Origin of the sequence: Pseudodonghicola flavimaris, assembly GCF_030164425.1 — a bacterium.
In the GTDB taxonomy this organism is placed as follows: Bacteria; Pseudomonadota; Alphaproteobacteria; order Rhodobacterales; family Rhodobacteraceae; genus Pseudodonghicola; species Pseudodonghicola flavimaris.
Window position 1 is genome coordinate 180,381 of the sequence record NZ_JASNJD010000004.1, and the last position, 13,198, is coordinate 193,578.

13 protein-coding genes are annotated in these 13,198 nt (G+C 67.2%); 9 read left to right on the forward strand and 4 right to left on the reverse strand.

The window, feature by feature from the left end:
* Nucleotides 1-115: 115 nt before the first annotated feature.
* The 9 genes from QO033_RS07135 (at nt 116) to QO033_RS07175 (ending at nt 10,832) form a co-directional block, all read left to right on the forward strand.
* Entirely contained in the window at nt 116-811 is a 696-nt protein-coding gene (locus tag QO033_RS07135) for a DUF2161 domain-containing phosphodiesterase (RefSeq protein ID WP_284480262.1), read from the forward strand.
* A gap of 164 nt (nt 812-975) precedes the next feature.
* Nucleotides 976-1,263: a co-chaperone GroES gene (gene groES, locus QO033_RS07140; protein WP_284480263.1), complete on the forward strand. Its 288-nt coding sequence runs from the start codon at nt 976-978 to the stop codon at nt 1,261-1,263.
* A 65-nt stretch (nt 1,264-1,328) separates the two neighbouring features.
* Nucleotides 1,329-2,978: a chaperonin GroEL gene (gene groL / locus QO033_RS07145; RefSeq protein WP_284480264.1), complete on the forward strand. Its 1,650-nt coding sequence runs from the start codon at nt 1,329-1,331 to the stop codon at nt 2,976-2,978.
* Between the two features lie 156 nt (nt 2,979-3,134).
* Nucleotides 3,135-4,271 carry an ABC transporter permease family protein gene (locus QO033_RS07150; protein WP_284480265.1) on the forward strand — a complete coding sequence of 379 codons (1,137 nt, stop codon included), beginning with the start codon at nt 3,135-3,137 and terminating at the stop codon, nt 4,269-4,271.
* A gap of 10 nt (nt 4,272-4,281) precedes the next feature.
* The gene (locus tag QO033_RS07155; RefSeq protein WP_284480266.1) at nt 4,282-5,145 is read left to right on the forward strand and encodes a DMT family transporter; all 864 of its coding nucleotides are present in this window, start codon (nt 4,282-4,284) and stop codon (nt 5,143-5,145) included.
* Nucleotides 5,146-5,187: 42 nt separating this feature from the next.
* A complete protein-coding gene (locus QO033_RS07160; protein ID WP_284480267.1) occupies nt 5,188-5,946 on the forward strand; it encodes a lipase family protein in 759 nt (252 codons plus the stop codon).
* Nucleotides 5,943-7,091, forward strand: coding sequence for an alpha-D-ribose 1-methylphosphonate 5-triphosphate diphosphatase (locus QO033_RS07165; RefSeq protein WP_284480268.1), 1,149 nt, complete (start codon nt 5,943-5,945; stop codon nt 7,089-7,091). The genes QO033_RS07160 and QO033_RS07165 overlap by 4 nt, the downstream gene beginning before the upstream one ends.
* A gap of 151 nt (nt 7,092-7,242) precedes the next feature.
* Nucleotides 7,243-8,925, forward strand: a complete 1,683-nt coding sequence (locus QO033_RS07170; RefSeq protein ID WP_284480269.1) for an adenylate/guanylate cyclase domain-containing protein — start codon at nt 7,243-7,245, stop codon at nt 8,923-8,925.
* A gap of 188 nt (nt 8,926-9,113) precedes the next feature.
* Complete coding sequence (locus tag QO033_RS07175; protein ID WP_284480270.1) at nt 9,114-10,832, forward strand: bifunctional sulfate adenylyltransferase/adenylylsulfate kinase; 1,719 nt, start codon at nt 9,114-9,116, stop codon at nt 10,830-10,832.
* An 81-nt stretch (nt 10,833-10,913) separates the two neighbouring features.
* Here the strand turns inward: QO033_RS07175 and queF are convergent, their stop codons facing one another.
* Genes queF through queC form a run of 4 tightly spaced genes read right to left on the reverse strand, consistent with a single transcriptional unit; the run spans nt 10,914 to nt 13,160 of the window.
* Nucleotides 10,914-11,381: a preQ(1) synthase gene (gene queF / locus QO033_RS07180; protein ID WP_284480271.1), complete on the reverse strand. Its 468-nt coding sequence runs from the start codon at nt 11,379-11,381 to the stop codon at nt 10,914-10,916.
* A 20-nt stretch (nt 11,382-11,401) separates the two neighbouring features.
* A complete protein-coding gene (gene queE, locus QO033_RS07185) occupies nt 11,402-12,109 on the reverse strand; it encodes a 7-carboxy-7-deazaguanine synthase QueE (protein ID WP_284480272.1) in 708 nt (235 codons plus the stop codon).
* The gene (gene queD, locus QO033_RS07190; RefSeq protein ID WP_284480273.1) at nt 12,106-12,459 is read right to left on the reverse strand and encodes a 6-carboxytetrahydropterin synthase QueD; all 354 of its coding nucleotides are present in this window, start codon (nt 12,457-12,459) and stop codon (nt 12,106-12,108) included. Before queD ends, queE begins: the two co-directional genes overlap by 4 nt.
* The gene (queC, locus tag QO033_RS07195; protein WP_284480274.1) at nt 12,459-13,160 is read right to left on the reverse strand and encodes a 7-cyano-7-deazaguanine synthase QueC; all 702 of its coding nucleotides are present in this window, start codon (nt 13,158-13,160) and stop codon (nt 12,459-12,461) included. Before queC ends, queD begins: the two co-directional genes overlap by 1 nt.
* Nucleotides 13,161-13,198: the final 38 nt, after the last annotated feature.

Below are 13,198 nucleotides of genomic sequence, written 5' to 3' on the forward strand. Positions count from 1 at the left end.
CGAACTGGCGAAGGCAATGGGGCCCCGGGCGGACCGTCGCGGCGGCGGCTGGGCGCGCTGATGATCGGTTGTCTGCCGCTTGGATATGTCGCCATCTGCGGCTAGCTTGCGCCGCATGGACCGGGAAGAACAGTTGTATCCACCGATCAAGGCACTGCTGGAACGGCAGGGCTATGAGGTCAAGGGCGAGGTCGGGGCCGCCGATGTCGTTGCCCGCCGGGGGGAGGAGCCGCCGGTGATCGTGGAACTGAAACTGCGCTTCTCGCTCAGCCTTTATCATCAGGCGGTGGCGCGGCAGGCGATCAGCGATCTGATCTATGTCGCGGTGCCGAAGCCTTCTGGCCGTACAGCGCGACGGATGCTCAAGGACAACATGGCGCTATGCCGGCGGCTGGGGCTGGGGCTGATCGTGTTGCGGAGGGATGGCAAGGGCGATCCGCTGGCCGAGGTGCTCTGCGATCCGGGACCCTATGCCCCGCGCAAGTCCAGGGTGCGGCAGGCCCGCCTGCTGCGGGAGTTCGACCGGATCGCCGGCGACCCCAACACCGGCGGCACCACCCGGGGGGGGATCGTTACCGGCTATCGTCAGGATGCGCTGCGCTGCGCCGCCTATCTGGCCGGGCGGGAGACCGCGCGCGGCGCCGAGGTGGCGCAGGAAACCGGGGTCAAGGCGGCGACCCGGCTGATGCGGGACAACCACTATGGCTGGTTCGACCGGGTGGCGACCGGGGTTTATGCGCTGACACCGGCCGGGCGCGAGGGTCTGGCGCAATGGCCGCTGCCGGCAGAGGCGGGCCCTGCGGGGGGCTGAGACCGCAGCCGCGGCAAAAAAATTGAAACCCGGATGTTGACTCGATGCGGTTCGCTATCTAGCTAGCCGTTAGCACTCTCTCCAAGTGAGTGCTAATAGCCCCTCCCGGGATACCGCGGGGCGGGCAATTGAACACGAACTTTGAGCCTCAAGGAGCTGCAAAGATGGCATTCAAACCGCTTCATGACCGGGTGCTGGTCAAGCGCGTCGAAAGCGAAGAGAAAACCGCAGGCGGGCTGATCATCCCCGATAGCGCGAAAGAAAAGCCCAGCGAAGGCGAAGTTGTCGCCTGCGGTGAAGGCGCGCGCAAAGACAGCGGCGAGCTGATCCCGATGGCCGTCAAAGCCGGGGACAAGGTCCTGTTCGGCAAGTGGTCGGGCACCGAGGTCACCGTCGAAGGTCAGGAACTGCTGATCATGAAGGAAAGCGACATCATGGGGATCATCGAGTAAGCGCGCCCGCGCTGCTCTGATCTTCTGATCGCTGACTTCACGCAACGTTTCTCAAGGAGAAAGACATGTCTGCTAAGGACGTCAAATTCAACACCGAAGCCCGCAACAAGATGCTGAAGGGTGTGAACATCCTGGCCGATGCGGTGAAAGTGACCCTGGGCCCGAAAGGCCGCAACGTGGTCCTGGACAAATCCTTCGGCGCCCCCCGCATCACCAAAGACGGTGTGTCGGTTGCCAAGGAAATCGAACTGGAAGACAAGTTCGAGAACATGGGCGCGCAAATGGTGAAAGAAGTCGCCTCGCGCACCAATGACGAGGCCGGCGACGGCACCACCACCGCTACCGTTCTGGCTCAGGCCATCGTGCGCGAAGGCCTGAAGGCCGTTGCCGCTGGCATGAACCCGATGGATCTGAAGCGCGGCATCGACCTGGCAACCGCCAAAGTCGTCGAAGCCATCAAATCCGCTGCCCGTCCGGTGAACGACACCAACGAAGTTGCTCAGGTCGGCACCATCTCGGCCAACGGCGAAGCCGAAATCGGCCGTCAGATCGCTGACGCGATGCAGAAAGTCGGCAACGAAGGCGTCATCACCGTCGAAGAGAACAAAGGTCTGGAAACCGAGACCGACGTTGTCGAAGGGATGCAGTTCGATCGCGGCTACCTGTCGCCCTACTTCGTGACCAACCCCGACAAGATGATCGCCGAGCTGGAAGACTGCATGATCCTGCTGCACGAGAAGAAACTCTCGTCGCTGCAGCCGATGGTGCCGCTGCTCGAGTCGGTGATCCAGTCGCAGAAACCGCTGCTGATCATCGCCGAGGACGTCGAGGGCGAAGCCCTGGCAACCCTGGTGGTCAACAAACTGCGCGGCGGCCTGAAAATCGCAGCCGTCAAGGCACCGGGCTTCGGCGATCGCCGCAAGGCCATGCTGCAGGACATCGCCATCCTGACCGGCGGTCAGGTGATCAGCGAAGACCTGGGCATGAAGCTCGAGTCCGTGACCATGGACATGCTGGGCACCGCCAAGAAAGTCACCATCACCAAAGACGAAACCACTGTGGTTGATGGTGCCGGCGACAAGGCCGAGATCGAAGCCCGCGTGGCCCAGATCCGCACCCAGATCGAAGAAACCACCAGCGATTACGACCGCGAAAAACTGCAAGAGCGTGTTGCCAAACTCGCCGGCGGTGTGGCCGTCATCCGCGTGGGCGGCATGACCGAAGTCGAAGTGAAAGAGCGTAAGGACCGCGTCGATGACGCGCTGAACGCAACCCGCGCTGCCGTGCAAGAAGGCATCGTGGTCGGCGGCGGCGTTGCTCTGGTGCAGGGTGCCAAGGCTCTGGAAGGTGTCGCAGGCATCAACAGCGACCAGAACGCCGGCATCAACATCGTCCGCAAGGCTCTGGAAGCTCCGCTGCGTCAGATCGCCGAGAACGCCGGTGTCGACGGTTCGGTCGTGGCTGGCAAAGTCCGCGAATCCGACGACCTGAAGTTCGGCTACAACGCGCAGACCGACGAATATGGCGACATGTTCTCCTTCGGCGTGATCGACCCGGCCAAGGTGACCCGGACCGCTCTGGAAGATGCGGCCTCGATCGCTGGCCTGCTGATCACCACCGAAGCCATGGTCGCCGACAAGCCCGCCAAAGAAGGCGCGGCAGCCGGTGGCATGCCCGACATGGGCGGCATGGGCGGCATGGGCGGCATGATGTAAGCCTGACCCTCAGCTTTTGCTGGAAAGGGGCCCTTCGGGGCCCCTTTTTTCATGTGCCGCCGGTGTCCCCGCAGGCGGGGCTCAGTCAACGCTAGGAACTGTCACACCGAGCCTGTAGCATGTCGCCGAACCGTCCGCAGATCGGGAGAGGATATCATGGGGTTGGTAAGGGGGGTGATGGCCGCGCTGTGCGCGATGGTCGGCCTGACGGCGGCCGCCGCGGCAGAGCAGGAGGTCAGCAGTTTCGCCATCGCGCAGGACGTGTTTCGCGCCGGGCAGACCGTAACCCTGGACGAGGCGGGCCGCGCCGATGCCTTTCTGGCAGGGGAGCGGGTGACGCTTGATGCCGATGTGACCGGCACTGCCCATGTCGCCGGGCGCTGGGCGGTGCTGTCGGGGGCGATCGGGCAGAATCTCTATGCGCTGGGACAGCGGCTGACCCTGTCGGGGCCGGTCGCGGGCAATGCGACGCTGCTGGGGCAGGAGCTGCGGATCACCGCGCCGGTGGGCGGCAACCTGCGCGCCACCGCCTCGGACCTGCGGTTGACCGGGGATGTGACGGGCTATGCCATGCTGGCGGGCGAACGGGTCGAGATCGACAGCGCCATCGCCGGCGATCTGGCCCTGACCGCGCGCGAGGTCGATTTCGGCACCGGCGCCAGGGTCGAAGGCACCCTGATCCTTTACGAAAACCAGCCCGGCAGCCTGACCATTCCGGCCACCGTCGCGCCGTCCGATCGGGTGGAGCGGCGTCCGGCCGACGCCTGGGGCGACGATCATCGCCGCCCGATGATGTCCTGGCGCGGGGTCTTGAGCGGGTTTCTCGCCGGGGTGTTGCTGATCGCGGCGATCGCGGCCGGCATCGCGCTGCTGGCGCCGGAGGCATTGGCGGCGATGCGGCGGCGCATCCTCGACCGGCCGGGGCGCAGCCTCGGGCTGGGCTTCGTCGCCCTGTCGGCGCTGGCCGGGGCGGGGCTGGTCGTCGCGCTCACCGGGATCGGGATCCTGCTGACGCCTGCGTTTTTCCTGCTGGCGGCGCTGGCCGGGCTCTTCGGTTACGTGATCGGCGCCTACGCGCTCGGCGTGGCGCTGCTCGGGGCGGCGGGTCGGCCGCTGCCGCAGGGGATCGGCGACCGGGCGCTGGCCGCCGGGGTCGGGGCGCTGGTGGCCGGTCTGGTGGCGCTGATCCCGTTCTTCGGCTGGCTGTTCGTTCTGGCGCTGGTGCTGGTCGGCCTCGGTGCGCTGACGATCCGGCTGCTGCCGGAGCATATGACCGGCGTGCCGCGGTACTGAGCCGGTGGCGATGCGGCTGCCGCTTCTGGTCGGGCTGGTGATGCTGGCCTTCGCGGCCAATTCCCTGCTGACCCGGGCGGGGGTGGAGCAGGGCGGTATCACCCCCGCCGCCTTTGCCGCGGTGCGGGTGGCCGCCGGTGCCGTGGTTCTGCTGGGGCTGAGCCGCGCCCGGCGCCTGCCGCTGCCGTTGCGGGGCCGACGGGGGCGTCGCGTGCTCGGGGCGCTGTCGCTCTCGGTCTACATGATCGGCTTTTCGCTGGCCTACCGGACGCTCGACGCCGGCGTCGGCGCGCTGATCCTCTTCGGCGTGGTGCAGATCTCGATCTTCGCGCTGACGGCGCTGGACGGCGCCCCGGCCGGGCTGCGGCAGATGCTGGGGGCGGTGGTCGCCTTCGGCGGGCTGGCCTGGATCCTCTGGCCAGAGGCCGGGGCCGAGGTGCCGGTGCGCGGCGCCGGCTTCATGGCAGCGGCGGGCTTCGGCTGGGCGCTTTATACCCTGTCGGGGCGGGGCGAGACCTCGGCGCTGGCCGGATCGGCGGCGAATTTCCTGCTGGCGCTGCCGCTCTGCCTGCTGCCGTTGATCTTCGAGGGCGGGCCGGCACCGGCGCCCCTCGGGCTCGGGCTGGCGGTGGTTTCGGGGGCGCTGACCTCCGGGCTCGGCTATGCGCTGTGGTATCGGGTGGTGCCGCAGCTGGCGGCTCCGACGGCGGCGACGGTGCAGCTGTCGGTACCGGTCATCGCACTGCTGGCCGGGGCGTCGCTGCTGGGCGAGGCGCCGGGCTGGCCGGTGATCCTGGGCGCGGTGGCAGTGATCGGCGGCATCGCCTTGGGGATGCCGCGCCCGGTCCGGCGCCAGCCCCGCGCAGACCGCTGATCCGGCTTTTCCCGGCCGCGGAAAATGCCTATGTGGCGGGGCATGCGCGGGCTTCTCCTCTCTCTCCTGCTGGCGACGGTACTGGTGCCGGCGCTGCCCGGCCGGCTTCGGGCGGCGGACTGTGTGGTGCTGCTGCACGGGCTGGCCCGCAGCGAGGCCTCCTTCACCGTGATGAAGGCGGTGCTGCGCGCGCGCGGCACCCGGGTGGAAACGGTCGGCTACCTGTCGACCCGCAAGCCGATCGCGACGCTGGCGGCCGAGACCATACCAAGGGTGCTTTCGGCCTGCGACGGGGCCCGGGTGCAGATGGTGACCCATTCGATGGGCGGCATTCTGCTGCGGGTCTGGATGCAGCGACATCCGCAGACGGCGATTGGCCGCGTGGTGATGCTGGGACCGCCGAACCAGGGCTCGGAGCTGGTTGACGCGCTGGCCGGCTGGCGGCTGTTCCGCCGGCTGAACGGACCTGCGGGGCTGGAACTGGGCACCGGCGCCGGCGCCACCGCGAGCCTGCCGAAGGCGCTGCCGCCGGTGCGGTTCGAGCTGGGCGTGATCGCCGGGTCGCACAGCGCCAACCCGCTGTTCTCTGCGCTGATCGCGGGGCCGGACGATGGCAAGGTGGCGGTGGCGGCAACCCGGGTCGCGGGCATGGCTGACCATATCGTGCTGCCGGTGACCCATACCTATATGATGAACGATCCCAGGGTGATCGCCCAGGTGATCCGGTTTCTCGACACCGGGGCCTTCGACCGCGATCTGTCCTGGCGCGCGGTTCTGTTCGAAAGGGAGGGGCGGCGATGACAGCGCTGGATCTGATCGGGGCGCAGGTGCTCCTGCCGGGGCAGGGGCTGGTGGATGCGCCGCTCTCCTTCGCCGACGGGTGGATCGTGTCGGAGCCTGCGGGCCGGCGCGTCGATCTCTCCGGCTGCATGATCCTGCCGGGGATCGTCGATCTGCATGGCGACGGTTTCGAACGCCACGTGGCACCGCGCCGCGGGGCGATGACGGATGTGGCGGAGGGGCTGGTCGCTGCGGCGGGAGAGCTGGCGTTGAACGGCATCACCACCGCGGTTCTGGCGCAGTTCTACAGCTGGGAGGGCGGATTGCGCGGACCGGAGTTCGCCGAGAAGGTGTTCACCGCGATCGCCGCGGTCCGGCCGCGGGTGATCCCCGATCTGATCCCGCAGCTGCGGTTCGAGACCTATATGCTGGACGATTACGCCGCGCTGCCGGACCGGCTGGCGGCCTGGGGGGTGCCCTATGTGGTCTTCAACGACCATCTGGCCCATGACCGGCTGGCGGCGGGACGCAAGCCGCCTCGGCTGACCGGCCAGGCGCTGAAGGCCGGGCGCAACCCCGATGCGTATTTCCAGACGATGCTGGCGCTGGAGGCTCGGGGGCCAGAGGTGCCGGCGGCGCTGGAGGCGCTGACCGCGCGGCTCGGCGATGTGGGCATTCGCATGGGCAGCCACGACGACCGCGATCCGCAGACCCGGGCGGCCTGGCGGGCGCGCGGCGTCGGCATCGCCGAATTCCCCGAGACGCGGGAGGCGGCAGAGGCGGCACGCGCGGCGGGGGACGCCATCGTGATGGGGGCGCCCAACGTCATGCGGGGCGGATCGCACAACGGCAATGTCTCTGCCCTCGATCTGGTGGCGTCCGGGCTGTGCGATGCGCTGGCCTCGGATTACCATTACCCCTCGCCGCGTCGCGCCGCGCTAAGTCTCGCACAGACCGGGGTTCTCGGGGTCGAGGCGGCCTGGGATCTGGTCTCGGCCGGGCCGGCGCGGGTGTTAGGGCTGAGTGATCGCGGCACGCTGGCGCCGGGCAAGCGCGCCGATCTTCTGGTGCTGGAGCGGTCCTCCGGGCGGATCGTGGCGGTGTTCGCGGCCGGCCGCGTGGCGCATATGTCCGGCGACCTGGCGGCGCGGTTTCTGACCGGCTGAGCCCGCGCGGTACGGCGGGACAGGGGCGCCCGATGTCCGGATCGCACCATCGTTGTGCATCGCGGCCCTTGACCCCGGGGGGCCTCGAAATCAGTCTTACGCCGCAGAGCGCGCATCGGGCGCGCTCGCGCGGCAGAAAGGGAACCGACGGGTGGCGACACTGCTTTGGCGTGGCAATTGGATCACCAAGGCTCGCATCGGCAGCGGGCTGGTGCTGTTCGTTTTCGCGCTGTTTCACTTCCTGAATATCGGGTTGGGCTTGTTCTCTCCCCGCTGGATGGAGGTGGCCCAGGACTTACGCCAGGTGGTGACCCGCAGCCTGCCGGGCACGATTCTCCTTTATACCGCGCTGGTCCTTCATGTCGCTCTGGCGCTCTACAGCCTCGCCAGCCGGCGCACCCTGCGGATGCCGTGGTGGAATGCGCTGCAGTTCGTCTTCGGCCTGGCCATCCCGGTCCTGCTAATCCCGCATCTGGTGCACACCCGACTGGCGCATGAGCTGTTCGGGGTGCGGGACGAGATGGACTATCTGATCGCGCTGATCTGGAATTCCACCGACGGCTGGCTGCAGGCGTTGTTGCTGCTGCTGGTCTGGGTGCATGGCTGTATCGGCTTGCATTTTTGGCTGCGGGCCAAGGACTGGTGGGTCAGGCTGGCGCCGCTGTGGTTCGGGCTGGGGGCGCTGATTCCGGCCTATGCGCTGGCCGGGTTCATGACCGAGGGGCGGCGGATGCATGAGCTGGTCTTCTCCGATGTGACCACCCGGGCGACGGAAATGGCGCGGTTTCGCTGGCCGGACCAGCAGGCCTTCACCACCCTGATCGGGATCGAGACCGGTGGTGTGCGGATCTTCCTCGTGCTGCTTGCCGCTGCGGCGCTGATCCATTTCGGCCGCCGGCTGCTGCGCCGGCGCCGGTCGGTGCGGGTGACCTATGTCGATGGGCCCGAGATCACCTCGCCGCGCGGCATGACGCTGCTGGAGATGTCGCGGTTTCATGGCGTCCCGCATACCGCGCTCTGCGGCGGTCGCGGCCGCTGCACCACCTGCCGGGTGGTGATCGAGGAGGGCGGGGAGTTTCTGCCGCCGCCGTCCCCGGCCGAGGCGAGCAGCCTGCGCGCGGTGCATGCTTCGCCGAATACCCGGCTGGCCTGCCAGATCCGCCCTGACCATCCCCTGACCGTGTTTCGCGTGTTCCTGCCCGACGGACGGCGTGGCCGCGCCCATGCCAGCCAGGGCGAGGAGCGGCGGCTGGCGATCCTGTTTCTCGACATGCGGGGGTTCACCGCCCGCACTACCGGGCAGTTGCCCTATGACGTGGTCTTCCTGCTGAACCGCTTCTTCGACGCCATCGTGCCGCCCATCCTCGAGGCGGGGGGCAGCATCGACAAATATCTGGGCGACGGCCTGCTGGCGGTGTTCGAGACCGGGACAGAGCGCGGTTCCGCCCGGGCCGGGCTGCAGGCGACGGCGGCGTTGTCGGCGGCGCTGGCGGATTTCAACGACAAGCTGACGCGCGAGGGGATCTCGCCGATTCACATCGGCATGGGGCTGCATATCGGCAACCTCGTGCTGGGCGAGATCGGCGCGGCGGGCAACGCGCCCCGCACCATCATCGGCGACTCGGTGAATACCGCCAGCCGGCTCGAAGGGCGGACCAAGGACCTCGGGGTGGAACTCCTGGTCTCGGCGCCGCTGCTCGAGGCGGCGGGCGTCGAGGTGACGGGGCTGGACTTCCTGTCGCTGGACCTCCGGGGCCGACCGGAGCCGCTGATGGCGCTGCCGCTGAAGAGCGGTTGCGATCTCGACGCGCTGCTGACGAAGGATGCCGCCTGAGGCTCGCAAGGCCGGCATTGGTGGCATTCTGACGCCTTAACCGGCGAAAAGCCGCGAACACTGCGGCCCAGACGCCCCAAAACCGGAAAAAACGCTCCGGGGCGGCTGGACTTTTTATGGTCCGCAAGGCTAAGCCGCGCCCGACCCGGGTGACGGGCAGGCCGCAAACCGAAATCGAGAGATTTGAAATGACGATGTTGAGCAATCTGGCTCCGATCCCAGAGCTATATGTTTCCTTTGATTCCGCGCAGAAACTCAAGTTTGAGGCTGCCAACCTGAAAAGCCTCGATCTGACCCCGCGTCAGATCTGCGATCTGGAACTGCTGATGAACGGGGGGTTCTTCCCGCTCAAGGGCTTCCTGACGGAAGAGGATTACAACGGCGTCGTCGAGAACATGCGCACCGCCGATGGCTCGCTGTGGCCGATGCCGATCACCCTCGACGTCTCGGAAGAGTTCGCCGCGGGCCTGGAGCTGGGCGAAGACATCGCCCTGCGTGACCAGGAAGGCGTGATCTTGGCGACCATGACCGTCACCGACCGTTGGGAACCCAACAAGTCGCGCGAAGCCGAAATGGTCTTCGGCGCCGACGATCTGGCGCACCCGGCCGTCAACTACCTGCACAACACCGCCGGCAAGATCTATCTCGGCGGCCCGGTGACCGGCATCCAGCAGCCCGTCCACTATGACTTCAAGGCCCGCCGCGACACCCCGAACGAACTGCGCGCCTATTTCCGTAAGCTGGGCTGGCGCCGCATCGTCGCCTTCCAGACCCGCAACCCGCTGCACCGCGCGCACCAGGAACTGACCTTCCGCGCCGCGAAAGAGGCGCAGGCCAACCTGCTGATCCACCCGGTTGTCGGCATGACCAAGCCGGGCGACGTCGATCACTTCACCCGTGTGCGCTGCTACGAGGCGGTTCTGGACAAATACCCGCAGTCCACCACCACCATGTCGCTGCTGAACCTGGCGATGCGCATGGCCGGCCCGCGTGAGGCCGTCTGGCACGGTCTGATCCGCAAGAACCACGGCTGTACCCACATGATCGTCGGTCGCGACCACGCCGGCCCCGGCAAAAATTCCGCCGGTGAAGATTTCTACGGCCCCTATGATGCGCAGGACCTGTTCCGGCAGCATCAGGACGAGATCGGCATCGAAATGGTCGACTTCAAGCACATGGTCTATGTGCAGGAGCGCGCCCAGTACGAGCCGAACGACGAGATCGAGGATCGCGACAACGTCACCATCCTGAACATCTCCGGCACCGAACTGCGTCGCCGTCTGGCCGAAGGCCTGGAGATCCCCGAGTGGTTCTCCTTCCCCGAGGTCGTGGCCGAGCTGCGCAAGACCAAGCCGCCGCGCGCCCAGCAGGGCTTCACCGTCTTCTTCACCGGCCTGTCGGGTTCGGGTAAATCGACGGTTGCGAACGCGCTGATGGTCAAGCTGATGGAGATGGGCGGTCGCCCGGTGACCCTGCTCGACGGCGATGTGGTGCGCAAGCACCTCAGCTCCGAACTGGGCTTCTCGAAAGAGCACCGCGACATCAACATCAAGCGGATCGGCTATGTCGCGTCCGAGATCACCAAGAACGGTGGGATCGCCATCTGCGCGCCGATCGCGCCCTATACCGCGACCCGTCGCGCCGTTCGCGAGATGATCGAAGCCTATGGCGCCTTCGTCGAGGTGCATGTGGCGACCTCGCTGGAAGAATGCGAAGCGCGCGACCGCAAGGGCCTCTACAAACTGGCTCGCGAAGGCAAGATCAAGGAGTTCACCGGGATTTCGGACCCCTATGAAGAGCCCCAGAACCCCGAGCTGCGCCTGGATACCGAAGGCACCGAGGTTGATAACTGCGCCCATCAGGTGCTGCTGAAACTGGAGGGCATGGGGCTGATCGGCCTGAGCTGATCGCACCTGCCTTGAGGAATGGAAAACGGCCCGGAGCACTGCTCCGGGCCGTTTTGCTTTGGGGATATGGGGCGGTCTGGCTCAGCCGCGGCCGCGATAGGGCGGCACCCCCTGATCGGGGATCCAGACGCCTTCGGGCAGCGGACCGGTCTGCCAGAACACATCGATCGGGATACCGCCGCGCGGATACCAGTAGCCGCCGATGCGCAGCCATTGCGGTGCCAGAAACGCCGCCAGACGCCGGCCAATGGAGACGGTGCAATCCTCGTGAAACGCCCCGTGGTTGCGGAAGGACCCGAGGTAGAGCTTCAGCGATTTGCTCTCCACCAGCCAGTCGCCCGGCACGTAGTCGATCACCAGATGGGCGAAATCGGGCTGTCCGGTCATCGGGCAGAGCGAGGTGAACTCCGGCGCGGTGAAGCGCACGTTGTAGGCCACATCGGCCTGCGGGTTGGCGACCCGTTCCAGCTCTGCCTCTTCCGGGCTGGAGGGCAGGACGGTGGCGCCGCCCAGCTGCTTGAGATCGCTGTAGATGGTCTTGTCGGTCATGACATGCTCCTCAGAAACGGTCAGACGCCGCGCTTGTTGCCCCAGATCAGCATATGCAGCTGTGGCAGGACGCGGGGGCGGAACCAGCGGTCGGCGGTGACGCGCGCGATCAGCGCCTCCAGCCGGGCCAGCGCGGCGGTGAGATCGACGGGTCGTTCGGGGTCGACCTCGGGGTTGCCGGGTTGCAGATAAAGCGGCAGATCGGGATAGCGATCGGCGGCCGCCCGGGCCCAGGCGTAATCGGTGTCGTCGAAGATCACGATCTTCATCACCACCTGCGGGGCGGCTCCGGCGGCGGTCAGGCAGGCATCGAAGGCCGCCCAGTCGACGGTCTGGCCGCTAGAGGGCGGCTTCGGGCTCAGCACCAGGGTGTCGAGCGCGGCGAACCAGTCGCGCGCCACCGAGCCCTGGGTTTCGCAGGCGAAGCCATAGCCTGCGGCGTGCCCCAGCGCGATCAGCGGCCCGAAGTCCTGGATCGCCGGATTGCCGCCCGACAGCGATACGGTCAGCGGTTGGCCGTCCGACAGCCGCGCGACCTCGGCCCAGATCGCCGCCGGTGTCATCGGTGTCCATTCCGCCCGATGGGCGCTGTCGACCGCGTGCAGGCTGTCGCACCAGCTGCACCGGTAGTCGCAGCCGCCGGCGCGGACAAAGACCGTGGGCGCACCGATCAGCGCCCCCTCTCCCTGCACGGTGGGGCCGAAGATTTCCGAGATGCGCAGGCTCATGGCCGATACTCGGCCCAGGTCTTCGGCGTCTCGGAGACCTTCACCGCCGTTACCTCGGGCCAGCGGGCGCGGCACCAGTCGAAGAAATGGCGTGCCAGATTCTCTGCGGTGGAAGCCTGGGCCAGCACATCGTTCAGGTGCCGGTGATCGAAACCGTCGTCGATATAGGTCTTGAGCGGCGCGAGTTCGTGATAATCGCGCACGAAACCGTCCGCGTTCAGATCAGCCGCCGCCAGCTCGACCACCACGATGTAATTGTGCCCATGCAGCCTGGCACATTGGTGATCGGGGGGGAGATGGGACAGCTGATGCGAGGCGGAGAAATGGAACTCCTTGGTGATCCGGTACATCAGACAGCCTCCCGCGCCGCGATCGCCGCGCGCCAGAACTCCGGGTCGGCATAGGTGGTCGGGTCGGCGACACCGGCCAGCGCGAAGGCCTCGCGCCGCTCGACACAGGTGCCGCAGCGGCCGCAATGCTCTTCTCCGCCCTTGTAGCAGGACCAGGTCTGCTCAAACGGCGTGCCGGCCTGGGCGCCGGCGGTGACGATATCGGCCTTGCTGCGATGCACGAAGGGGGTGGAGAGCCGGACGTCGGCATAACCGTCGAGCGCGGCGCGCTGCATCGCATCGAAGGCCTCGGTAAAGGCCGGGCGGCAATCGGGGTAGATGAAGTGATCTCCGCCATGCACGGCGGTGGCCACGGCATCGTCGCCCTGCGCCGCGGCGATGCCGAAGGCGATGGTCAGCATGATGGCGTTGCGGTTGGGGACCACGGTAATCCGCATGGTCTCTTCCGCGTAATGCCCGTCGGGCACATCCAGATCGTCGGTCAGCGCCGATCCGGTCAGCGCCGCCCCGACAGACCGCAGGTCGATCACATGGTGCGGCACCCCGAGACGCGCCGCGCAGGCGGCGGCGAAGTCCAGCTCCTTGCGGTGCCTCTGGCCATAGTCGAAGGAGATCAGCCGGGTGAGGGCGTTTTCCGCCGCCAGCACATGGGCCAGCGACACGGAATCGAGTCCGCCGGAGCAGACAACAGCAGTTTTCATCGTTTCAGTCCTTGTTTTGATAACCGGGTAGGCTGCGA

Coding starts and splice junctions, on each gene's coding strand:
- queC (WP_284480274.1), bottom strand. CDS start 13,160: ATGAAAACTGCTGTTGTCTGCTCCGGCGGACTCGATTCCGTGTCGCTG.
- QO033_RS07150 (WP_284480265.1), top strand. CDS start 3,135: ATGGGGTTGGTAAGGGGGGTGATGGCCGCGCTGTGCGCGATGGTCGGC.
- QO033_RS07175 (WP_284480270.1), top strand. CDS start 9,114: ATGACGATGTTGAGCAATCTGGCTCCGATCCCAGAGCTATATGTTTCC.
- QO033_RS07160 (WP_284480267.1), top strand. CDS start 5,188: ATGCGCGGGCTTCTCCTCTCTCTCCTGCTGGCGACGGTACTGGTGCCG.
- groES (WP_284480263.1), top strand. CDS start 976: ATGGCATTCAAACCGCTTCATGACCGGGTGCTGGTCAAGCGCGTCGAA.
- QO033_RS07155 (WP_284480266.1), top strand. CDS start 4,282: ATGCGGCTGCCGCTTCTGGTCGGGCTGGTGATGCTGGCCTTCGCGGCC.
- queE (WP_284480272.1), bottom strand. CDS start 12,109: ATGAGCCTGCGCATCTCGGAAATCTTCGGCCCCACCGTGCAGGGAGAG.
- QO033_RS07135 (WP_284480262.1), top strand. CDS start 116: ATGGACCGGGAAGAACAGTTGTATCCACCGATCAAGGCACTGCTGGAA.
- queD (WP_284480273.1), bottom strand. CDS start 12,459: ATGTACCGGATCACCAAGGAGTTCCATTTCTCCGCCTCGCATCAGCTG.
- queF (WP_284480271.1), bottom strand. CDS start 11,381: ATGACCGACAAGACCATCTACAGCGATCTCAAGCAGCTGGGCGGCGCC.
- groL (WP_284480264.1), top strand. CDS start 1,329: ATGTCTGCTAAGGACGTCAAATTCAACACCGAAGCCCGCAACAAGATG.
- QO033_RS07165 (WP_284480268.1), top strand. CDS start 5,943: ATGACAGCGCTGGATCTGATCGGGGCGCAGGTGCTCCTGCCGGGGCAG.